We start from the raw sequence: 21,689 nt of genomic DNA, 5'->3' as shown, positions 1-21,689 counted from the left end.
TATTTCCGGAATTTTTCATGAATACATTACATTTTTCAAAAATGTTCGTCTTGAATGAACCGCCTTCCCCCTCCATCATTCTTCTGACATAGGTTCATTCCACATAAAGTTCTTGTTATGTGAAATTTCAGTTCAATAGATCCATATTCACGTTATGATTCCATAAACCTTGCATCTTTTGTACTATTAATAAATCGGCATTCTCCCTTATATTTTTAATACTTTAGTAATATTTGAATGCAAAATAATCCTGGCTTTCGACAATTATTTGAATTTTCATTGAAATTTCATCAACTGGATCGCTGGATCCACATCACTCGGAAACGCAAAGAAAGGCGACATTCCGATTAGTCAGATGACTTTGGAATATCGCCTTATGGCTTCATTGCATGAAGAGGAAGCCTATTTAAAGAAATTCATTATATTGTTTAATTTCCGCTCTAACTCCCCGAACTGTACAAATCGATCTTCCCTCAGATACTCTTTGCCCTCAACGAATAGCAGAAGCGAGGGGGCGGTGAATATCAAATATCTTGAGGCGATCTCCCCTACCGCTTCGGCCTGAATATGTCCCAGTGAGATACTCGGGAACCGCGTTAACCGTTCTCGAAGTTTCGGTAATATCGCGTGGCATACACTGCAATCTGCCCTGGATACATATAAAAAACTGAAGGTGTGATCTTGAATAAATCGTTCGATCGCCTCGATCGATGTCAGTTGTTCCAGTTCTTTCATAATGATCACCTTGCTTTCAGGAGACATGCAGGTTAATTGTTCAGTCCAGAACCGCTGTGATGTGCGCAGACGTAACCGCCCAATGTGAAGCCGTCCAGTACTTCGATTGGTCCTTCACATAAATAATTTGCGGCGATTCATGCTTTACGTTCAAATCCTCGGCGATTTTATTGGAAATCGGACGGGATTCGATGACTTTTACCAATGTATAATCCACATTGCCGTTTGGCGCCTTTTTCAAATAAGATTCATACTCTGCCAAAGCATTGGAGCTAACCGGGCATGTCGTGCTATGCTTCAGAATGACTTGACCGCGTTCGGAAGATTTTTTTAGAATATGATCCCATTCTTCTAGTGTTGTGATTTCATTCCATTGCATATGATTTTCTCCCCTTAGATGTGATTTATCGCATTGCATTCATTATACAACCAATAGCTATTATACACATAGATTCCGCTATTTCATATTTATAGATTAACACTCTTCATCCGACACTCGAATTGTATTACGCCCGGAGTGTTTAGCTTCGTATAATGCACGATCCGCAAGTTTCAATAATCTCTTAAGCTCTGCATCCCACTTTACTTCTTCTGCATCCACTTCAATCGTGCTGTTATAGAAGCTTGCCCCTATCGATGCGATGCCAAAGCTGGCTGTAATGAACAGGGGTCCTTGCGGCGTAGCCATCGGTTGTGTTCTTAATTCTGCACGAATACGCTGTGCCGCGGCTTCTGCTTCTGTCGTCGTCCGACCCGGCATGGCAATGACGAACTCTTCGCCGCCATAACGCGCGAACAGATCCTCTGACCGCAGAGACTGTCGCGATAACTCGACAATGTGCAGTAAAGCCTGATCGCCCATATCGTGGCCGTAGACGTCATTAATTCGTTTAAAGTGATCGATATCGAACAGCAGGATGGCCATAGGTTCACGAGAGCGAACAGCCTGGCTTAAAAGTGTGCAACTGAGCTTCATGAAGTGCGCACGGTTATAGATGCGTGTCAAGCCATCATAGTAGGCTCCCTGCCGCAATTCCTCCTGAAGACGTGTCCTTTCGGTTACGTCAATGAGGACAATCAATCGTCCAACCTCCCGTCCCCCCTGATTGCGCACAACGGAAGACCTGATCTGATAGTTGAACGATTGGTCCCCTAATTGCCACCGGATTTCCTGGATGTCTGACTCTTCAGCATCCCGTCCTTCCCGTTGCTCCATCCCGAAGATGGGCTCGGTCGTATGAAGATGCCACAATTCAAGCAGCGGCCCTCCAATGGCGGAAGGGCTCAGTTCCGGCATCATGACTGTCGCAGCCGGATTAAAGTCAACCAAACGGTTGTCCAGATCCAATACGAGGACCCCCTCCCGCATGCTCGAAAAGAGATTATCCCTCGCAATCGGCGCCACATGAAACAAACCCTTGGATGTCAGCGCCCAGAGATAAAGGGCCGAAGTCAACGTCATGATGACGGGAATCGGGTCCATCCCATCTGGCGTAAGTCCGCCAAGATAAAGAAAATCGCCTATAAGGGGCAGAACAAGACCGATCAGCATCGTATTCAGTTGAAACCGGTAGGACGGCATCTTATGCCAGCTCCGCAGCAGTAGAATAACGCCTCCGATCATGCAAGCGAAGGTATAGGCGCCCTGAATGATGTACCATGGGCCGGCAACCACGTCTACTTTCAGACTGGAAATGCCTGAGTGGAGTCCGATGTCGCGATAGTATAAATGATGCATTTCGTTTGTCATGACGAGGAGCATGGTTACGACTGGAATAGCAAACATCCCAATCAGCAGAGGACGTCTCAGATATCGTTCCATACCAAGATAGGACAGAATGATCAGCAGATTAAGGGGGGGCAGAAATGGCATGCCCAAATATTCAAACTTGATCCAAAATTGAATCTCATGAAGCGAATTGCTGGACAATTCCAGTGCAGCGCCGAAAGTATAGATCGATGCCAGCATACTGAAGACGAAGAAGGGTTTGACCATAGCAAGTTTCGAACGCCCCGACAGCGCGTAAAGACCCATGATGATGTTCAATACGCCTGCCGTGACAATTAGCGTAATCATAGCGGAGTAAGGTGTTCCCATGTTGTAGGCTCCAAGTCTGCATGTGGTTAACCGGTCATCTCAACCGATCGAATCTTTAAACCGATGTTACCACAGTGCCCCTATCGGAACAATGTTCTATCTGTTGGAAGCTTCATCCTCCCAATAGGAAAACGGTTCGTTCCCGTATCAGTACCGTGCCTCGATTGCAGTCATGCGTGAATATCATGTCTTAGCCTGGACCGGCAGGTTTGTTATCCCCTACTCTTCCGAGCATTTAATGCCGAAATGAAAGCAAAAAGAACCGCGATGTTCGCAGTTCCCCTATTTGCGGATGTTAGTTGGTTTGGTTGGAGTTGGTTCAATCCCGTACTATTCTTCCATGTCTCCTTATGCATAACGTTTTACAGCGCCATTTGTTGATGGAATCTATTATATTATTTTGATTTCCGTGCCTTCACGATCAAGAAATGAGGATTTGTCATTAATCGCTCATACCATTTTGCCATCCAGGCCCCCGCCTCTGGCTTGTCCTTATGCTCTATGCTCGGCTGCGGCTCAACAATCTCTTCTATGCTGAAACAGGAGGAAGTCACGTTGATGATTTCTTGCATCGGCCTTCTATAAAAAACAACCTCGACGGGCCCGGATTCCGGTTTGTTCCAAACTTCCCTCAATAGCGCTCGGGCAAAGTAGTCCTGCCGTTCAACCAGTTTATAATCCATAAAGGGATGATGAACGGAGAAGATCAAGCTGCCTCCGGGTTTCAGCACCCGCTGGAATTCGCGAAAGGTTGGCATCCACTCCTCAATATAATGAAGCGTCAATGAACTTACGATGTAATCAAAAGCTTCATCTGCAAATGGCAGGGGCTCGGTCAGATTGCATTCAACGATGGTCGCTTCACTGCCCACTCGCCTTTTGCAGGCTTCAATCATCGACGGACTCAGATCGATCGCCGTCACCCGAGCCCCGCGTTTAATTAATTGCTCCGTGTACCACCCAGCGGCGCATCCGGCGTCAAGCACGGACATCTGCTCCATCTCTTGTGGCAGCATCCGGAGCATGGCCGGCCTCTCGTAAAAGGCATTGTGCCCGCTCTGCGAATCCACATGCCGTTCGTAGTCTCCAGCCAGCTTGTCGTATGCCTTCAAAACCTTCTCCTTCATGGCTTCATAACCTCCATATGTACCTGCTGAATTCCTACCCATTGCTGCGCCTTATAATCGCACTAACTCGTTTGATTACGATCAGCTTGAGTACAGGGAACAATACGTGCGCTCGAAATTCTTGGCCAGCAGATCTTCTTTTCGAATGAAAAATTGCAGTTCTCCCGCATCCCACCAGCAAAAACCGACATCGTCGTCCGAATCAACAGCCAGCAGAAGCACCGTATCCTGAATTTCCTGCTGCGCGCGTTCCGCGCTGCCGCCGCAATGCTTGGTAATCTGCTGCATGGCTGCATCCATAGAGTAATTGTACTCCGAACCGGTTAAGAGCATTAATGCAGCCTCAAACTCACAATCGCCGTGCTGGGTCGAAGGATAGCCAAAGATGGTCCCGAGGTCGCCGGAATTTAGACCCGTCAATTGAAAGCACAGGTCCTCATATGATTCAAAATCGTGCTCCTCATCCTCGATAACCTCATCATCCACATAAGCATAATTAGGAGGCTCAAGCGTGGCTCTGGCTTCCATACGATAGCCGGTAAACACCTCATCTAACGCGGTTTCCTCGGGCGCGCGGCGGCGAACCGCTGCCGAACTCTGACCCTCGGGAAGATAGAGCACACGGTGCTCAAGGTTATAGGCGGGTTCATCCACGCCAACGAAGAAATACAGCATTCCGCTTGTCGGGAGCGAGCTAGTGGCGTCCTGAGCTGCCACATCCTTCAACTGCAGCTGTGCCAGAAACGTCATTGGTGTTCCCTCCGAATTGAGCGGCCACTCCACCTCTTGGGGAAGATCCGGGTCACCGCCAAACCGAGAGTTGTTTGACTCGGCATAGTCCTCCAGCTTCTTTTTGGATAATCGTACGCCTTGCCGCGTATGCTCGATTAAATAGTCTGCGGCATGTTCGAATTGATGCTCCTTGATGATATTCTGCATTTTGCTCAAATTTTGTTCGGTTAGCTTCATCTTCCGGTTCCTCAACTTTCATGAATTTTATTCTGTCATGATTACGAAATTGCCCTAGTCTGAAGTCCCCTGTTATTCTTCCTTAAAGAGATCTTCAATGATCGACTTGTCATAGCCATTGGTGATCCTGTAACTCCAAGTATATTTCTTATGTATGCCTCTATTCGGAGAGATTCGGATGATATCCGGTTCCGTATAATGTATTTGAAAGGGCTTGTATTCGACATTAATCCAGATCCAGTACTCCGTCCCCCTTGGGTAATTGTCGGTCCTCCATAACTTCGCGTCGGAGAAGCTATTCATGATGCGCTCGATGGTTGCCGGATCGTTAATTTTTAGTCGCTCCTCATCGTACGAACTGCCCCTCTTCTCAATGGTTATATGATCTATCTTCTGTATGTCATGGATCTGATCGCCCATCAACTCCTTGTAGGTCGTTCTGGATTGAACCAATGAAAAGAGCGCTCCCGACAATATGATCAACGCCACGATTGCAAAAAAAATCCGCCATGACCTGTCACTCATCGCGATACCGCCTTGAAACCCTCTAGGTTACAGGTTATCTCATTCACTTATTTCATATCCCCCTCCACTTATGCATGTTAATGGCACGGCACTCTCATCATATAAACCCCATTAGCCAAGGTTTGGTTGCGGGATAATTTAACATCTATTGGTTTGATCTGTCAATCCTCTCTTTGAAAGAATACCGAATCTCTAACTTGACATGATTGTCCTCTGGAATCCATGAAAAAGCGGCAGACCGAACGCCTATCGTTCAATCTGCCGCATCGCGGAGAATCGCTATGGGTGGTGGAAGATACCTCAGCCCTTTTACTTGAGTTCGATTATAAATGGCTGTTGATCCGAGGGTTCGATCGCAACAGGCCCCTGCTGTTTGGAATAATTTTTGCGGCCATTCACGAGCAGCCGGCGATGGTCCGGACTCCAATACATCTTAGAAGGGATAACCCCATGATAGATGGGTTCTGCGCTCAGTATATTCTTTCCTTGAAGCTTACCTGCATAAATGGTATCTTCCCCATTCTGGGAATAGGCGACATACTTGCGATCCAGCGAGAACTCGAAGCTATCCACGTTCTCCAACAGAATGGACAGCTCGTGATTTCTGCGGTCATACACATAGAGGGTTCCCTCCGTTCCTAAGAATACAAATTGGTCATTGTTTAACCATGCGGCCTGGTCTGTGCCGATTTCATGCTCATACTGAACATCAATCCCGTTTTCGTTGACGGCTCCCAAAGCTATTCGACGACGGTGACCGTATTCATCCAGAATGATTAGCGCCATCTTCCCGTCATCGGAGACCATTACCTTCATGGGGAGACTTTCCGTTTCAAGACCTTTTAGCCTATAAACTCGTGCCGCTTCCGTTTCCGTGTCATAAATCCCGATGCTCGACTGCCTTTTGTCTGATTCCATGACAATATAACTTACGAATCGGCTGTTGTCGGACCAAGCCGGTTCCTCAAACCCTAGCTGCTGATTGGCATCTGTCGTCGCCACAAGGCTTTCCTCCTCCCCACTCGGATACGCAATCAATTGCAGTACAACGCCCTCATCCGTTTTGGCAATTCCCGAAACAAATTTTCCATTGGGCGACATTTGATAGGAAAGCTTATTCATTTGTACCTCAAACAAATGGTCAGCGCGATCGTATGGGGGTGAAAAACGCTCCAAGATCAATTTCGCCTCGTCTGCTGCCCCGGTTTCATATAAAAGACCGATCACCGACTCCGATGATGACCAGCCGAGCAATACACCTTCACCCCTGGATTCTGGCATTCGATAAATCGTCTTCACTTGGAATGGCCGGCTTCCCTCAACCACGGCTTGATCCGTTTCCGTGCCGGGGATGATGACGGTCTCTGATTGCAGTCCGCTTGCACAGCCGGTCAGTAAAATCAAGGCAAGAGCATAGCATAAATTAAACCGTTTATATCGATATCTCATTGGACAGCCCCCGCCTTTACATAAGGAATCTCCACATAGACGACAGTATGATACTTCTCGCTGACGATACGGATGGTTCCGTCGTGATCATCGACGATGGACTTAACGATACTGAGTCCCAAACCGACGCTGCCCTCTTCCTTCTGCTTCAGGCTCACCGAGTAGAATGGCTGAAAGACGTTTGCAAGCTGGTCCGCCGGGATGGGTTCTCCGGGATTATCGAAGGTATAACGGACGCTGCCGTCTGCACGCTCAGCCTTGACGGTAATTTCCGATTGGGCGGCACTATATTTGATGGCATTATCCAGAAGATTGATAAAGAGCTGGCGCAGCCGGTTAGGCTGGCCAAGCACGAAGGCTCCCTCTTCCGCCTCGCAAACGATGCTCTTTTTATACCGCTTGGCCCGAAATGACATCGAGTCGCATACATCGCGCAGAATAGCCCCTGAATCTACAAGCTCCATATCCTTATCGCCAGCGTTATGCTGCGACACCTCCAGCAGTTTCAGCACCATGCTATGCAGCCGTCGGCTCTCTTCAACGATGTGATTCATACCTTTATCGAAGAACTCCCGATCGTTATCCCCTTTTTCCCGAATGATTTCGGCATAACCAAGTATGGACGTCAGCGGTGTTTTAAGTTCATGAGTCACATTGTCAAAAAAACGCTTCTCCTGCTCGTTAAGGTCCTTCAGACGATCCCGATCACGCTCGATCATGGAAATCTGGCTTCCGATCCGGTCAATCATGTCATTGAAGTTCAGGGCCAGTTCGCCAATCTCATCTCTGCGCCGGAACGGGATTCGAACATCGAGATTCCCGTTCTTCACTTCCGTGGATGCACGGGTGAGCTTTACTAATGGAACGGTGATATGCCTGGATAGCATATACGAGAACAGGAACGCTGCCCCGAATATGGCAAGCGCGATGTAGAAAATAATGTCCATGATGCGCCCGCTTTGATCATAGAGCAGGGTAAAGTCTTTGGTAAATCTTAAGATGCCGACCTTGACACCATCGATGATAACCGGGTATGAGTATAGAACGGTCCCGCTGTTCCGGCCATAAGTGATGGTATAAGCTGTTTTACCCTCGATGGCTTGCCGCAGATCCTCGTCGGATGACCCGGAGAACTCTTGCTCATCCGATGAGAATAATAACTTGCCGTCTACGGTGTACGCACTAACATCGCTTGACGTAGCATGCTTCAAATCATTCACCATCTCTTCGGCCATCTGTCCGAAATAAAGCTTATTGTTCGTGAAGTGGTTGATAAGAAATGCTTGCCTTACATATACGTTGCTGTTGTTTTTGAGCCCCACCAGATCCGACGTTACGATCTTCTGATTGCTTGTCCGAATGATCTCCTTGACAGTTTGATTGAGTACGAGGAACGACAGACTGAAGATCACAAAAAAACCAACAATAAACTTGGCTCTGATGGTCCGGATCATCTCTTATTCCGCCTGCTTCTCGAATTTATAGCCGATGCCGAATACGGTTGTGATCAAATCGCCGGCATCCAGTTTTTTGCGGAGCCTTTGAATATGCGTATCCACGGTCCGGGTATCCCCCATGAAGTCATAACCCCAGACTAAATCCAGCAGTTCCGAGCGGGTATAGATCTTCCCCCGATGGCCGTACATGGTCATGAGCAGGTCGAATTCCTTCGGCGTAAGGTCAACCGGTCTTCCGTCTTTCTTGACCAGTCGCTCTTCCATTACGATTTCGATGCCCCTAAAGCGGATCACGGCTTCCGGCGTTCCTTCCCTATCCCCTTGGTTTGCCTGATCCAGTCGTCGGAGGATCGTGCGAATTCGGGCGACAACCTCCCGTAGATCGAAGGGCTTCGTAATATAGTCATCGGCACCAAATTCAAGCCCGAGGACTTTATCTGTAATGTCGGACTTTGCCGTGATCATGAATATGGGGATGTTATAGTCCGTTGTTACTCTTTTGCATATATCGAGTCCGCTCTGATCGGGCAGCATCCAATCCAGCAGGAGCAGATCGGGATGAAATGACTCAAGCTCCCTTAAGCCAGCTGCTCCGCTGGCCGCAATACGAGTTTCGAAACCCTCCATATGGAGACCATAGGCAAGCAAATCGGCAATCGGTCCCTCATCTTCGATAATGAGAATTTTAGTTTTTTTCATGAAGTCTCCATTCTTTTTCCATAACGCCTATTTGATGAATCGATTTTAGCATATACGGTTTGCAAATGATAAGTCTAATCCGTTACAGGCTTATTAAGACTGCGATTCGGGCAAATGCAGCAGATCCGGGACCGTGACGAACGAGTAGCCTTGATCTTTCAGATCCGGTATGAACAGTTGGAGTGCCTCCAGCGTGTTGGCAAGATGGTTCTTACCATTTGCGGTATGCTGAAGAATGATGCCTCCTGGCTTCAACTGCTCGTCAATGGTCCTGATGATCTCCTGCGCGGGCGCCCCCGACCAATCCATCGTATCCACGGACCAATTCACGATCGCTAAATCCATATTTTGTATAGCTTCCACTTTGTCCTCATCCAAAGCGCCATAAGGCGGCCTAAACAAGGATGGACGATAGCCGATAATGTCGTTCAGTTCATCCTGCGTATTCTTCACCTGATTTAGCGCTTCCTCCATCGATATTTCGGTAAAGTTTGGATGTGACCAGGAATGATTTCCTATCGCGTGCCCCTCCTCTGCAATCCGCCGCACAGTCTCAGGATGGGCCTCAGCCCGGTTTCCCAGAATAAAAAAGGTAGCTTTAATATCGTTTTCTTTCAGGATATCAAGAATTTTAGGCGTAACCATGGCATCCGGTCCATCATCGAATGTAAGTGCGACCTGTTTACCGTCCTGTGCTGATCCATTAAAATACACCTTTTTCTCCCCGCTTTGAGAAGTGCCCAATGATTTTTCTTCATCTGAACCATCCTTCGCTTGCTGCTCAAGGGAAAGTTCCTGCGCTCCCGCAAAATAGTCCTTGAGCCCATCAACAATGGCTTCTGCCGCCAGCTCTTGTCCTTCATTACTTAACAGGAATCGCTCATCCTCGGCATTGGTAAGATACCCGACTTCGATAAGCACTGCCGGCATTATCGGCGTTGAAAGCACTTTTAATTGCTCTTCCTTTATACCGCGATCACGAAGGTCGATCGCCCTCACCAAATGCTTCTGCAGGGTTTCGGCCAAAGGAATGCTATCCGCGTGCCGGTATAGGGTTTCAGTACCCGATGTCATAGGATCGGTATAAGTGTTGCCATGAATGGACACCATGGCATCCGCATTCCAATCATTCGCGATCGCTGCCCGTTCATCCAATTCAATGAAACGGTCATCCGTTCGTGTCAATAGAGGCTCAAACATAGGATCCTCCTCAAGGAGGGCAGCAACCCGTCCGGCGAGGGACAGGTTGAACGCCTTCTCATATGCGCCGCTGACTCCTGTAGCTCCAGGATCCTTTCCCCCGTGGCCTGGATCGATGACGATCCGAAATATCTCTTGATGATGGGGCACGGCAGGAAGCGTCTTAAAGGAATCCGCAAGTTTGGCCGATGATGCCGGTACCAGCTCCATAGTAGATGCACCTGTGTTTACTACCATTTTGAAGCCGACAATAGACATGATGGCAATCAGTAGAATATAGAATAGGATGACAAATTTTTTGCGTTTCTTGTAATATTTCATGGCTCCTCCTTCTGGGTGATCGTGCTAGATACGATTCCATAAGAAGAATATAATCGCCGGATGTGACAACGATTTTACCAAGTTGTCAACAACTTGTGTCCGATACTGTACTATGGATACAAACAAGAGTATTTTCATAGATTCATGACGAGGCAAAACTACCGCGCAGAAAAAAAGCCGCACGTGTGCGGCTTTCTCGAAATCATACACTTTTAAATTTATAAACCCGTTGCGACGTGTCTCCTCCCTAATTCTCCAATGACAGATCGACGTCAATCGTACAGGCAGAAGGCGTGTGTCTACGTTACACGTTCAGCGAATAGGACGACCGAGCGATCTCCGTTGCTTGGACCATGTTACGGAGAGATGCGACCGTTTCTTCCTTACCGCGTGTTTTGAGACCGCAGTCCGGGTTGATCCAGAACAGCTTCGGTTCCAGGACCCGCAGTGCACGCTCGATCATACTTGTCATCTCTTCCACACGAGGTACCCGTGGACTATGGATATCATACACGCCAAGTCCAATCCCTAATCTGTAGGTATTGACTTCGAAGCTATGGATCAGTTCGCCATGACTGCGCGAAGTTTCAATCGAGATGACATCGGCATCCATCGCCTCAATCGAATCGATCATGTCATGGAACTCGCAATAACACATATGCGTATGAATTTGCGTGGTCGGCTGAACCGTGCATGTAGTCATACGGAAGGCTTTAACAGCCCATGCAAGATACTCCGCTTGGTCTTCCTCCTTCAGCGGCAGCCCTTCGCGGACCGCAGGCTCATCCACCTGAATCATTCCGATGCCCGCCTGCTCCAGCGCCTCAACTTCCCGTCTTAAGGCATAGGCCAGTTGATAAGCAATCTGTTCCCGCGAGATGTCTTCGCGGACGAACGACCAGTTCATGATCGTAATCGGGCCGGTAAGCATCCCTTTCACGGGCCGGTTAGTCTTCGATTGTGCATATTTCGTTTCCTTCACCGTCATCGGTTTCTCGAATGCCACATCCCCGAAGATCACGGGCGGTTTCACGCAGCGTGAGCCGTAAGACTGAACCCATCCAAACTGAGTGAAGGCAAAGCCCCCAAGCTTCTCTCCGAAAAATTCAACCATGTCCGTTCTCTCGAACTCGCCGTGCACAAGCACATCCAGGCCGATCTCTTCCTGCAGCTTGATCCAAACATCGATTTGCTCCTGAATGAATCGCTCATACTGCTCATGATTCCATTCTCCCTTACGCCACGCCTGGCGTGCCTTGCGCACCTCGGCTGACTGAGGGAAGCTGCCGATCGTCGTGGTCGGAAGAATCGGCAGCTTCCACTTATTCTGTTGAGCGACATGACGCTCTGTGAACGGCAGACTGCGAGCCGGATTCTGAGCACTAATCTCGGCAACTGTCTGCTGAATGTCATGTCGATTGCGCTCTTCGGATTGTTTAAGTGCCTGAAGCGCAGCCTCGCATTCCTCCAGTTCCTTGGAGATTCGGGCTGTGCCTGTAGAGATTGCTTTTGTCAAAAGTACCAGTTCATTCAGCTTCTCGTCGGCAAAGGCGAGCGCCCCTTTTAGTTCAGGCTGCAGTTTCGTTTCATTGTTCACCGTCACTGGAACATGCAGCAAGCTGCACGAGGATTGAACGATCAACCGTTCAGCGGCTACGTATGTCGTCAGCTCTTCCAATTGCGACAGCTTCTCGCGAAGCGACGCCTTCCAGATGCCCCGTCCGTCGATCATACCGGCGCCCAACACTTTATTCGCAGGAAACCCTGACTGTTTAATGGCTTGCACATTGCCTTGGTAACCATGCACCAGGTCAAGTCCGATGCCGCTAACCGGAAGCTGAATGATATCCTGATAGTTTTCTACGGATTCAAAATAGGTTTGCAGCATGATGTTTAGGCCAGGCGCCGAAGTCGCAAACGTTTCATAGATGGTTGTTAAGCGCTTCAGATCGGCTTCGCTTAATTTCGTTACCAGGATCGGCTCGTCAATCTGTACCCATTGAACGCCTTCTTGAGTGAGCTCCTGAAGGATCTGAACGTACAGCGGCAGTAATTTATCAAGCCAGGCATCCGTTTCCGAGGCTTGGTAGCCTTTGGACAACTTCAGGAAAGTGAGCGGACCGACAATAACCGGCTTGCCTTCTATCCCGAGTTTCTCCTTGGCCTCTCGATAAGCTGCCAGCGGTCTGTTCTCCGTCAAAACTGGAGCCGCCCCATCCAATTCTGGTACGATATAGTGGTAATTGGTGTTAAACCACTTGGTCATTTCACTTGCTGTAGCGTCCTTCGTTCCGCGAGCTATACCATAATATACTGACAATGGCACAACACCGCCCTCGTAAGCGAAGCGCTTCGGTACGATACCGAACATCGTCGCGGTGTCCAGAACATGATCGTAATAACTAAAATCATTGACGGCGATCAAATCAATTCCGCTCTCCTGCTGCTTGCGTAAATGATTCAACCGAATCTCCTGCAGCTGCTTGTGAAACTCCGATTCTTCGAGCTTGCCCGCCCAGAATGCTTCCAGGGCTTTTTTCCATTCCCGATCAGCGCCAATACGCGGATATCCCAGTACACTGCTCTTTGCCATCTATGTAACACTCCTATACAAATTGTTACAAGAAAGATATCACGTATTGATCGGTATAGTGTAACTCATATAAGCTATATCTAGTTATAGCCTACGGCTATAGCTAGACAGGAGTATATGTAAGCTTGTTTCACGCCAATAAAAAAAACGTGATATGGACACGTTTTTTTTCATAAAAGTGTTTCTATGGCTATTAAAGGCGATTTAAGTCAATCACATGCGATTAAATCACGAATGTTGGAGTCCGTTCGCAAAAATTAGTCCTATTCTCTGATCCAAGCATCCAATAAACGGAAAGTTTCTATAGCCGAGTTAATAACCACGTCCGAATCCTCCGTGGCATTGGAAAGCAGTACTTCCCGGAATTCGGTCCATCTTAACTTGGTCTCTTGACCATATGCATAAAAATAACGGCTGCCCGACTCGGGGCCCAGTGGCAAGAACTTCATCAGCTGTTTCGTAATAACTTGGCCACCAAGTGTAGATCCCTCCAAAACGTACAAATACCCCAATATTTGCGCACGGGTTCTCAGCTCGGGCAATCGGCTGCACGGCGGCAAATGTGTAATCTCATCAGGAGTCATTCCCAGATGGATAAGATCATCTTCCAATAGCTTCGACTTCATCCGAATCCCCATATCCAATCCCATATGGTTCAGGGCTTCATCCTCCATAAGCTGCTCTTCGACTGGTTTAATGAATCCGTAAAACTTTGCTAAATAAGACCGATATTGATCAATGGTCAGGGTCTGATCGAATGCAGCTTTGGCGTATGGATTCTGTTCGATTCGTTCATGCTGCGCTGCCGTCTCTTCTCGTAACCGTTCTAAAATCCGTGTGCTCATGGATAACCCCCTCAATGTTTCGAGCTGTAATACCAGGACAAGCACATCTGTAGCAAACCGCGAGTTTTAGGTGCCGGTCAGTCGATGAACCCTGCGATTAATATATCATAACGAGAATAATATGAATACTTAGCAGGCTTAACGGCAGCCCTGGTGATCCTTTCTAGACCAGAAACTCAAACTCTACCTTGCAGTCTCTCGGATGCGAACACCATGGATCGGATACGGAGATAGTATTTGTTATGCATGTTGAAACACCCTATAATGGGTTTACTTAGGACCGCAAAGGAGCTTATCTATGAAGACGATTGGACTTATCGGGGGAATGAGCTGGGAATCCTCCATTGAATACTACAGAATCATAAATGAGCAGGTGAGATGCCGCTTCGGCGGCCTCCACTCGGCCAAATGCCTTATGTACAGCGTGAATTTCGAAGAGATTGAACGCTATCAATCTGAGGGGAACTGGAAAAAAGCCGGTGAAACATTGGGCGAAGTTGCGCTTTCTTTAGAAAAGGGCGGCGCCGATTTTGTTGTGATATGTTCGAATACGATGCACATGGTACTAGAGGATATCGAAGAAAAAATAAATATCCCTGTGCTGCACATTGCCGATGCCACGGCAAATCAAATCCGTGAACAGGGAATTCGCACAGTAGGCTTGCTTGGAACCAAATATACGATGGAGCAGAATTTTTACAAGCAAAGATTAGAATCTAATCATATCAAAGTGCTTATTCCCAATGAACAAGATCGAGAGATCGTAAATAAAGTGATATATGAGGAGTTATGTCTCGGTAACATCCAATCGGATTCAAAAGCTTACTATAAAGAGGTTATTGAACGGCTGATTCAAGATGGAGCCGAAGGAATTATTCTAGGCTGTACGGAGATCGGATTATTAATTAAACCCGAGGATTCCATAGTTCCTCTGTTTGATACAACCTTCATACATGCCATTGAAGCTGTTCATACATCGTTGGAAGGCTGACTCTTCATGGGCTGACCTTCCCGATTTCGAGAAAGGGCGCCGATGCTTCTCGGCCCTCTCTCATCCAGCGAGTTCTTCATTCAAAATCGGATTTCTTTACAAGTTATCTATGCTGTTCAGCAACAAGATCAGCCCGGCAATGCACAGCACCCATGACAGAATCGATCCGGAGCTCTTCGCGATTCTCAGGCGCAGCTTCTCCAGCGGACGCTGCATCATGCGACCTAATACGAGGTGTAAACCGAGCAAAATGAATGGAGGCAGCACCATCACGATATTGTATGCAGCCAGGATGGGCATCCATTGAACTGTAGTTAACTGCGCCTTAGTCATGAGTCCGATGGCCGCAAAATACGGAAGGGCTGTTGCTACCTCCAGCAGGGAGGTCGTGAAACCAAGCCCGATCATGGCCCCGAAGCTGTTGGATCTTGGACGGCGCGGCTCGGACGATTTTTTTGTTGGGATAAAGAAGCTGGCAACAAACAGGACTCCGCCGATCACGGCCATGACCCAGCTGAGCGTTCGATTCTGAAAGATGCCGGTTACGGATTGCAGAACAGCATCCAAGCCCAGCATAAGCGCTGCTCCAACAAGGAAGTAGAAACCCGCCACTGTGAATAAATAAATGAATAAACGCGGGATTAACCGGTCCCGTTCGGTCATGAGCAAATACACCGTTACGCCAAGCGTGGCTGGACTCAGCATGTCCAAGAGTGATAAGGCTCCAATGGAGAGCAGCAGTTCCAGCGTCAAGTAGTCTCCCCCTCTTCAACTTGTTTTTTATCCTTTTGCAATACATAAATTTCAAAAGCCTGTTCCATGAATTGAAGAAGTTCATCCTCGATGGGATATAACCCCATCTGCTCCGACTGTGCCCGGGATTTACGGATTTCCCACAGCTTATCTACGAAGGGATCTTCATCTTCAAATACCTCCAGTCGTTTCTCATCCATCCGACGTACAATTCGTTGTACATCCGGTGAGTCGGGTCCGTCCTGCATCCGCCGTTTGAGCTGCCCCAACAGCGCAATCCACTCGAGAGAGTCGGGATCGGTGCTGTTCATATTGGGAAGCAGACTAAACAACTCTACTTCGCGCTTCTCAAACATTTGTTGCCTTAATGAATGCTTTAACGAGGGGTCTCTTCCGAAGAGGTGTATTAATTTCTGAATAACATCCCAGCTTGTCTCACCTTCCACCGCGATGCTATGAAGCACAGCCCGCAGCGCCGATTCCATCTGGTTCAGCTTTTTTTGTTCGTTCAACACGAAGTCCAACTGATTCATCAAACTGGTGGACCAGTTCCATTCCGGATTTGAAATCATATCCGATATTTCTTGCAAACTGAAGCCCAGCTTTTTTAGAAACTGTATTTGCTGCAGCTTCTTTAATTCATCATCACTGTATATACGATGTTTGCCCGGTGTTTTGGCGGCAGGAATCAGCAAGCCAATCTGGTCATAATAGCGCAGCGTTCTTACCGTAATCCCCGTCTGTTTGGATAATTCTTGAATGGGAATCGACTTCATCACCTGCTTTCTTAATCGTCTTTGATACTTTCAGTATATAAGATGACGTTACGTCACTTTCAAGCTTTTTAATTAAAAAATAGTACATTTATGATTCGATGCAGCCGGCACAAAAAAAGCCCGAGGGATCGGGCATGGTTCTAAAACAATCTGAAATTCACTTCGATTTGAGGATTTTCGTTCTGGTTAACCCGATCAGATAAAGACCCATGGGAATCACCAACAAGTGGAGAAGGGCGTAACTCGACCACACATTCTGAATGATATCAGCAACATAAACAGTGTTGATGTATGTATTCCAGGCCACGATGATAAACAGCACGGACAACGGATAGATCAGCGGATTTTGTTCCTTCAGTCGGAACACAGTCTTCATTCCTTGAAGAATGGAAAGATACAATAGAGAGATCTTGATAAAAAAAGTCAGGATCCAAAGCGTAATCAATATGCCTTCAACACGTTGAAAGAAGTTTCCTAGGTTAATCGTCTTCGCGAGTGCAAATGCCGGAAACGTGCTATTCTCCGTCTGTTCAATTCCCAGAATCAACACACTGAGCAGGACGATGATGCTCAGCACGAATCCGCCTGCAGCAGCTCCCCCCATCCATGCCCTCTCCCCTTTTTTCTCCCCCTTGACCAGAGGCAGGAACACCATCAGCACAATCAGTTCCTGAAACATGGAGGCATGATATCCGGCCTTGGCAACAGGCATCCAGCCTTCCTCAAGCATAGGTTTGATATGGTTCCAACCGATCTGGGGAGTGAGCGAGAGGACAAGAACCATAAACAGAAATACAATCCACGGAAACATTAATTCACCGACACGGGCCAAAAGAATGATGCCCATCCTGGCACACATGACGGCCGCTATCAAAAACAAGATTTGAATGGCTTCGATCGGCGTCTCCGGCATCATTTCGCTGCTCAGAAAAAAACCCAAGTTGCCGAGCAATGTGCCCGTAAGAATTAAAAAGTAAAATAGATAAATCAGCGAGAGGATCTTTCCCAGCAGCTTCCCGAGCACCTTCTCATGGATCTCGAAGATCGTTTGGCCTGGATAGACACGCGCGATGGCTATGTACAGCCCAACCATAAGGAGGTTGATGAAGATACTGAAGAGGGAGGCTATCCACGCATCTTCCCGTGCGGTATGTGCTAACCCGGAGGGGGTAACCAGGATCGAGGTTCCGATGGTCAAGCCGAAAGTCAGTATAAAAAATTGCCGTGCGGCGATATCCTTGTATTTGATCACGTGTTACCATACCCTTCTTCATTATGAGATTAACCTGTTCAGCGGCTGCATCAAGGCGCGGATCCAGTCCAGCGGCCTTAAATAAGGGACCTCCATCATATCCCCGAACAAGGCCAGCAAGGTTACTCCCCATACCGCATAGAACACGATCGTGTCCCTAAGGGAGCGCAGCTTCATAAGATGCCGGGTTTCCGTAATGAATACGATGGATAGGAACAATATGAATAACCAATGCCAATTCACGGCTCATCCACCTTTTGGTTTAAGGGTTGTATGATGGATCCGATCCGGCGGATCGCTACATCGGTATCCACGCGGATCCTCATCGTTTTAAAGGTTTCTCCCCAATGATTCCGGTATTTTTTCCAAATGTCCGGATATTTTCGGTGCAGGACCTCGCCGAATCCAAAAACATCGGATCCATAACGCTGCTGCACCAGCCCGATGTGCTTCCGAATGTTGGTGCTGTATTTATCCTCGATATCCTTCTCTAATTCGTCTATGACAGCTGGTTGACTGATATCAATCGGACATTGAACGGCATTCACGTCGGCCTCGACCTCCAGCTCGGCTGAAAATTCGGGAATCCCCTCCGCATTGAGCGTAACATCAAGCGTTGTGTCTGCCCGGTTCACCGCGAACCCGACAATGCCGCCATCCGGACATGAAATATATCCCGCTGTATTGTCGACTTTATTGAGGACATAATTGACGGCCTTGCTGGGCGGTTCCCCCAGCCATCCTACAAGCCGGTCCCCTTTAAACACGCCGAGGCCCGTATGTTGAAGAAGCGTTGAGGGATTGATTTCCTTCACATTCTCCATAGACTGTCCTTCGGCTAAACTGCCGTTTAATTGGACACCGGATAATACAGGATCTGAGCCGTTGCGTTTTAACTCCGTCACAAACTGCTGCAAGGTGACTTTCCCCGTCGCTGCCCATTTTTTTTCCGATATCAGAATGGAGGAATAGAGCGAGTTCGCCGGAACATACTCAAATGGCGTAACGACCTCCAGGATCTCCGCGGCCTTTCCGTTCTTGGCAACGAGCATGAAGAAATCCGTTCGAAGCTCATGATTTCGGGAGATATAATCGAGGACATCGCTGACCCCTGTCCGGGCCATCTCTTCGCCAAATACCAACACGCGAACGTGGGACAGATACAGTCTCCGAGGTGCCATGCTTAACATGCGCTGAAGGGCGTCGGGGATGGTTTTGCCGACTGACTTATAGGTGACGACCGGAAGACTCCCCATCGATCCGCCTTTTTTGGAGCCCGCCTCTGCGGAATTGAGCACTTGAGCAGAAATGGCATACCCATTCTCATGCGTATCAATTCCAAGTGCCATGACGACGGCAAGCTCATTCAATTCTTTTCTGCTCCAGCATCCAGGTGTTACGGCCAGGCTTAATATGAGCAGGACTGAAAGTATTTTTCTTTCCAACATACATAACCAGTCCCATCTATATGAAATAGAGAACTCAAGTCATAGCTAATTGACGGCTCATGTCTTGGATTTGGTTAAATATTTCTTCATGCTATGACGCGACATTCGCAGCAAAGCATCCTTTTGACTTCGCCAATGTAAAGGCGCAAAAGTAGACATATAAGGAACCCCCATGGACTGCAGGCTGCATAGATGAAGGCCAATCATAATCATGCCGATAATCATCCCGTACAATCCAAACGACGCTGCTATTCCCATTAGTCCAAATCGCAATATCCGCACCGAGATTCCAATATTGAAGGATGGCAGCGCAAAATTGGCAATCGCTGTCATGGACACAACGATAACCATCGCAGCCGATACGAGACCCGCTTCGACAGCGGCCTGCCCAATGACCAAAGTGCCAACGATGGAAACGGATTGGCCAATCGATTTAGGCAAGCGAATGCCGGCCTCACGCAGAATCTCGAACGTGATCTCCATGATCAGCGCTTCGATAAATGCGGGAAAGGGCACCCCTTCCCGCTGGCCGATTAAGCTGGTCAGCAAGTTGGTCGGCAGCATTTCCTGATGAAACGTGGTAATCGCAATATATAATGAGGGTGTAAGAAGCGCTATTCCGAAGCAAAAGTATCGAAGAAGTCGAACAAGGCTGGCAAAATCCCATCGCTGGTAATAGTCCTCACTCGATTGAAACAGTTGAACGAACAGCGCCGGAACCACCAGCACAAAGGGCGTTCCTTCCACAAAAATCGCAATTCGTCCTTCCAGCAAAGCGGATGCAATGACGTCAGGCCGCTCTGAATTATATACCGTCGGAAAAGGGCTGTACCGATGATCCTGAATCATCTCCTCGATATAATTGCTCTCAAGGACGCTGTCCAGCTTGATTCCATCCAATCTTCTGCGCAGCTCATCAAGGACATCGATATCATATAATCCATCCACGTACATCACCGCCACTAGCGTATTGGTGTGCTCGCCTACCGTTCTTTCTTCAATACGAAGCTTAGGGCTTTGAATTCTTCGCCGGACTAGAGCCGTATTCTCGCGGAGTGATTCGGTAAAGCCTTCCCTCGGCCCTCTTACTACGGATTGTGAGCTGGCTTCCTCAACTCCGCGCTGCTTCAGCGCTTCAGTACCAACGTACAGTGAGGTTGATGTTCCATCCATGAAAATGATTGTATTCCCGGACAACAATTTCCCTTCCACTTCTTGAAAGGTGTTGGCTTCTCCCACTTTCCCCATTGTGATCGTGAGTTCTTTGAGCATGTTCATGCGTACTTCCGGTGACTGGTTTGGAAATTCAATAAATAGAGGTAAATCTGCATGAATCGCTTCGATTAGCAAGCGGGGATCTCCCATCCCTTCAATATAGACCATCACAGTAGGGAAAGCGCCCAAGGTCAACTCCCGGTAGATGATATCTCCGCTCTGCCCGAATCGATTCTTCATATTTTCGATAAATTCCGCTATGGAAACCGGCAATTTTTCTGGTGAAACATGATTGCGCGTGGTTTTATTCGTCATGTAAACGACTCCTCGTTTTTCCCTCATGGCCAGCTTTGCCTTACAAGGAATTCAATGACCTTCATTTATCTTTTCCTTTACTGTTCCCGCAGCTGGATATTATATACTTTTTATACGGACTACTGATTTTCATTCGATATTCAGAATGAACTTTCAAATAACAAATAACGCCTACCGAAGACTCGGGGAGTCCGCAACAGGCGTTAATTTGATCAAAATTTTCTACCACTTTAAAGTTGTTAATTGTTAATGTGTCTGCCCTTTTGCCTGCAGATACGCTCGCTTGTATTCGGCCGCTTTTTGGGCAATCAAGCCGTAGTCCTGCCGCTTCAAAGCTTCGCTTGTCAGATCGGAGCCAATTCCGACGGCTATCGCCCCGGCCTTGATCCATTCGCCAAGGTTGTCGAGTGAGACACCACCGGTCGGCATGATATTCGCCTGCGGCAGCGGACCCTTGATCGCCTTGATCATGGATGGATCATACAGGTTGCCAGGGAACAGCTTGACAATGTCCGCCCCCAGTTCCAGTGCTTCCTGGATTTCCTTGATTGTCATTACCCCCGGCATGACCGGAATCCGATAGCGGTTGCACAACATCACGGTATCCCTGCTCAGGCACGGCCCAACAACAAACTGGGCACCGCTCAATATCGCAGCACGCGCGGTTTCCGGATCAAGCACTGTACCTACCCCAATGATGGCGTAGGAGGAAGGGTCTTGGGCGTTCCATGAATATTTACGCGACAGCGTTTCAATAGCCCGGAGCGCAAACGGTACGGTCATCGTCACCTCAATCACTTTGATGCCGCCGGCAATCGCCTGCTCGGCCATCTCCACAACCTGCTCCGGCGTATCGCCGCGCAGGACGGCGACCACGCCTTCTTCCGCAATTTTTTGAATCAGCTGCAGTTTCTTCATCTT

20 protein-coding genes are annotated in these 21,689 nt (G+C 48.1%); 1 reads left to right on the top strand and 19 read right to left on the bottom strand.

Features of this window, described 5'->3' with window-relative positions; genetic code table 11:
* Positions 1 to 402: 402 nt before the first annotated feature.
* From OHJ21_RS05755 to OHJ21_RS05700, 12 genes are all read right to left on the bottom strand, one after another.
* Positions 403 to 735 carry a thioredoxin family protein gene (locus tag OHJ21_RS05755; RefSeq protein ID WP_486021000.1) on the bottom strand — a complete coding sequence of 111 codons (333 nt, stop codon included), beginning with the start codon at positions 733 to 735 and terminating at the stop codon, positions 403 to 405.
* A gap of 40 nt (positions 736 to 775) precedes the next feature.
* Positions 776 to 1,114: a bacillithiol system redox-active protein YtxJ gene (ytxJ, locus tag OHJ21_RS05750; protein ID WP_486019496.1), complete on the bottom strand. Its 339-nt coding sequence runs from the start codon at positions 1,112 to 1,114 to the stop codon at positions 776 to 778.
* A 96-nt stretch (positions 1,115 to 1,210) separates the two neighbouring features.
* Positions 1,211 to 2,833 (bottom strand): histidine kinase N-terminal 7TM domain-containing diguanylate cyclase, encoded by a 1,623-nt coding sequence (locus OHJ21_RS05745; RefSeq protein ID WP_486019495.1) that lies wholly within the window; start codon positions 2,831 to 2,833, stop codon positions 1,211 to 1,213.
* 395 nt (positions 2,834 to 3,228) lie between these two features.
* The gene (locus OHJ21_RS05740) at positions 3,229 to 3,960 is read right to left on the bottom strand and encodes a class I SAM-dependent methyltransferase (protein WP_486019494.1); all 732 of its coding nucleotides are present in this window, start codon (positions 3,958 to 3,960) and stop codon (positions 3,229 to 3,231) included.
* An 81-nt stretch (positions 3,961 to 4,041) separates the two neighbouring features.
* Positions 4,042 to 4,899, bottom strand: a complete 858-nt coding sequence (locus OHJ21_RS05735) for a YwqG family protein (RefSeq protein ID WP_486019493.1) — start codon at positions 4,897 to 4,899, stop codon at positions 4,042 to 4,044.
* A gap of 102 nt (positions 4,900 to 5,001) precedes the next feature.
* A complete protein-coding gene (locus tag OHJ21_RS05730) occupies positions 5,002 to 5,454 on the bottom strand; it encodes a hypothetical protein (protein WP_486019492.1) in 453 nt (150 codons plus the stop codon).
* Positions 5,455 to 5,763: 309 nt separating this feature from the next.
* A complete protein-coding gene (locus tag OHJ21_RS05725) occupies positions 5,764 to 6,903 on the bottom strand; it encodes a hypothetical protein (RefSeq protein WP_486019491.1) in 1,140 nt (379 codons plus the stop codon).
* Positions 6,900 to 8,357 (bottom strand): sensor histidine kinase, encoded by a 1,458-nt coding sequence (locus OHJ21_RS05720; protein ID WP_486019490.1) that lies wholly within the window; start codon positions 8,355 to 8,357, stop codon positions 6,900 to 6,902. Before OHJ21_RS05720 ends, OHJ21_RS05725 begins: the two co-directional genes overlap by 4 nt.
* Before the next feature lie 3 nt (positions 8,358 to 8,360).
* Entirely contained in the window at positions 8,361 to 9,059 is a 699-nt protein-coding gene (locus tag OHJ21_RS05715) for a response regulator transcription factor (RefSeq protein WP_100536742.1), read from the bottom strand.
* Positions 9,060 to 9,152: 93 nt separating this feature from the next.
* On the bottom strand, positions 9,153 to 10,580 hold the full coding sequence (locus OHJ21_RS05710; RefSeq protein ID WP_326117592.1) for an N-acetylmuramoyl-L-alanine amidase: 1,428 nt from the start codon (positions 10,578 to 10,580) through the stop codon (positions 9,153 to 9,155).
* Between the two features lie 304 nt (positions 10,581 to 10,884).
* On the bottom strand, positions 10,885 to 13,173 hold the full coding sequence (metE, locus tag OHJ21_RS05705) for a 5-methyltetrahydropteroyltriglutamate--homocysteine S-methyltransferase (protein WP_486019489.1): 2,289 nt from the start codon (positions 13,171 to 13,173) through the stop codon (positions 10,885 to 10,887).
* 263 nt (positions 13,174 to 13,436) lie between these two features.
* Positions 13,437 to 14,018 (bottom strand): biliverdin-producing heme oxygenase, encoded by a 582-nt coding sequence (locus tag OHJ21_RS05700; protein ID WP_100536739.1) that lies wholly within the window; start codon positions 14,016 to 14,018, stop codon positions 13,437 to 13,439.
* Between the two features lie 298 nt (positions 14,019 to 14,316).
* On the opposite strand from OHJ21_RS05700, the gene OHJ21_RS05695 reads away from it, so the two are divergent.
* Complete coding sequence (locus OHJ21_RS05695) at positions 14,317 to 15,009, top strand: aspartate/glutamate racemase family protein (RefSeq protein ID WP_486019488.1); 693 nt, start codon at positions 14,317 to 14,319, stop codon at positions 15,007 to 15,009.
* Between the two features lie 96 nt (positions 15,010 to 15,105).
* Here the strand turns inward: OHJ21_RS05695 and OHJ21_RS05690 are convergent, their stop codons facing one another.
* The 7 genes from OHJ21_RS05690 to OHJ21_RS05660 form a co-directional block, all read right to left on the bottom strand.
* The gene (locus OHJ21_RS05690; RefSeq protein WP_486019487.1) at positions 15,106 to 15,762 is read right to left on the bottom strand and encodes a GAP family protein; all 657 of its coding nucleotides are present in this window, start codon (positions 15,760 to 15,762) and stop codon (positions 15,106 to 15,108) included.
* Positions 15,759 to 16,538 (bottom strand): MerR family transcriptional regulator, encoded by a 780-nt coding sequence (locus tag OHJ21_RS05685; protein WP_486020999.1) that lies wholly within the window; start codon positions 16,536 to 16,538, stop codon positions 15,759 to 15,761. The genes OHJ21_RS05690 and OHJ21_RS05685 overlap by 4 nt, the downstream gene beginning before the upstream one ends.
* A 157-nt stretch (positions 16,539 to 16,695) precedes the next feature.
* Positions 16,696 to 17,790 (bottom strand): GerAB/ArcD/ProY family transporter, encoded by a 1,095-nt coding sequence (locus OHJ21_RS05680; RefSeq protein ID WP_486019486.1) that lies wholly within the window; start codon positions 17,788 to 17,790, stop codon positions 16,696 to 16,698.
* Positions 17,791 to 17,811: 21 nt separating this feature from the next.
* Positions 17,812 to 18,033: a hypothetical protein gene (locus OHJ21_RS05675; RefSeq protein WP_100536734.1), complete on the bottom strand. Its 222-nt coding sequence runs from the start codon at positions 18,031 to 18,033 to the stop codon at positions 17,812 to 17,814.
* Positions 18,030 to 19,238 carry a Ger(x)C family spore germination protein gene (locus tag OHJ21_RS05670; protein ID WP_326117587.1) on the bottom strand — a complete coding sequence of 403 codons (1,209 nt, stop codon included), beginning with the start codon at positions 19,236 to 19,238 and terminating at the stop codon, positions 18,030 to 18,032. The genes OHJ21_RS05675 and OHJ21_RS05670 overlap by 4 nt, the downstream gene beginning before the upstream one ends.
* Before the next feature lie 57 nt (positions 19,239 to 19,295).
* Positions 19,296 to 20,768, bottom strand: coding sequence for a spore germination protein (locus tag OHJ21_RS05665; RefSeq protein ID WP_486019485.1), 1,473 nt, complete (start codon positions 20,766 to 20,768; stop codon positions 19,296 to 19,298).
* Positions 20,769 to 21,014: 246 nt separating this feature from the next.
* Positions 21,015 to 21,686 carry a bifunctional 2-keto-4-hydroxyglutarate aldolase/2-keto-3-deoxy-6-phosphogluconate aldolase gene (locus OHJ21_RS05660; RefSeq protein WP_486019484.1) on the bottom strand — a complete coding sequence of 224 codons (672 nt, stop codon included), beginning with the start codon at positions 21,684 to 21,686 and terminating at the stop codon, positions 21,015 to 21,017.
* Between the last annotated feature and the right edge of the window lie 3 nt (positions 21,687 to 21,689).

Source organism: Virgibacillus sp. LDC1, assembly GCF_025792345.1.
In the GTDB taxonomy this organism is placed as follows: Bacteria; Bacillota; Bacilli; order Paenibacillales; family Paenibacillaceae; genus Paenibacillus_AQ; species Paenibacillus_AQ lautus.
Note: the sequence above shows the minus strand (reverse complement) of the source record. Positions and strands in the feature narration are given on the sequence as shown.

Coding starts and splice junctions, on each gene's coding strand:
- OHJ21_RS05755 (WP_486021000.1), bottom strand. CDS start 735: ATGAAAGAACTGGAACAACTGACATCGATCGAGGCGATCGAACGATTT.
- ytxJ (WP_486019496.1), bottom strand. CDS start 1,114: ATGCAATGGAATGAAATCACAACACTAGAAGAATGGGATCATATTCTA.
- OHJ21_RS05745 (WP_486019495.1), bottom strand. CDS start 2,833: ATGGGAACACCTTACTCCGCTATGATTACGCTAATTGTCACGGCAGGC.
- OHJ21_RS05740 (WP_486019494.1), bottom strand. CDS start 3,960: ATGAAGGAGAAGGTTTTGAAGGCATACGACAAGCTGGCTGGAGACTAC.
- OHJ21_RS05735 (WP_486019493.1), bottom strand. CDS start 4,899: ATGCAGAATATCATCAAGGAGCATCAATTCGAACATGCCGCAGACTAT.
- OHJ21_RS05730 (WP_486019492.1), bottom strand. CDS start 5,454: ATGAGTGACAGGTCATGGCGGATTTTTTTTGCAATCGTGGCGTTGATC.
- OHJ21_RS05725 (WP_486019491.1), bottom strand. CDS start 6,903: ATGAGATATCGATATAAACGGTTTAATTTATGCTATGCTCTTGCCTTG.
- OHJ21_RS05720 (WP_486019490.1), bottom strand. CDS start 8,357: ATGATCCGGACCATCAGAGCCAAGTTTATTGTTGGTTTTTTTGTGATC.
- OHJ21_RS05715 (WP_100536742.1), bottom strand. CDS start 9,059: ATGAAAAAAACTAAAATTCTCATTATCGAAGATGAGGGACCGATTGCC.
- OHJ21_RS05710 (WP_326117592.1), bottom strand. CDS start 10,580: ATGAAATATTACAAGAAACGCAAAAAATTTGTCATCCTATTCTATATT.
- metE (WP_486019489.1), bottom strand. CDS start 13,173: ATGGCAAAGAGCAGTGTACTGGGATATCCGCGTATTGGCGCTGATCGG.
- OHJ21_RS05700 (WP_100536739.1), bottom strand. CDS start 14,018: ATGAGCACACGGATTTTAGAACGGTTACGAGAAGAGACGGCAGCGCAG.
- OHJ21_RS05695 (WP_486019488.1), top strand. CDS start 14,317: ATGAAGACGATTGGACTTATCGGGGGAATGAGCTGGGAATCCTCCATT.
- OHJ21_RS05685 (WP_486020999.1), bottom strand. CDS start 16,538: ATGAAGTCGATTCCCATTCAAGAATTATCCAAACAGACGGGGATTACG.
- OHJ21_RS05670 (WP_326117587.1), bottom strand. CDS start 19,238: ATGTTGGAAAGAAAAATACTTTCAGTCCTGCTCATATTAAGCCTGGCC.
- OHJ21_RS05665 (WP_486019485.1), bottom strand. CDS start 20,768: ATGACGAATAAAACCACGCGCAATCATGTTTCACCAGAAAAATTGCCG.
- OHJ21_RS05660 (WP_486019484.1), bottom strand. CDS start 21,686: ATGAAGAAACTGCAGCTGATTCAAAAAATTGCGGAAGAAGGCGTGGTC.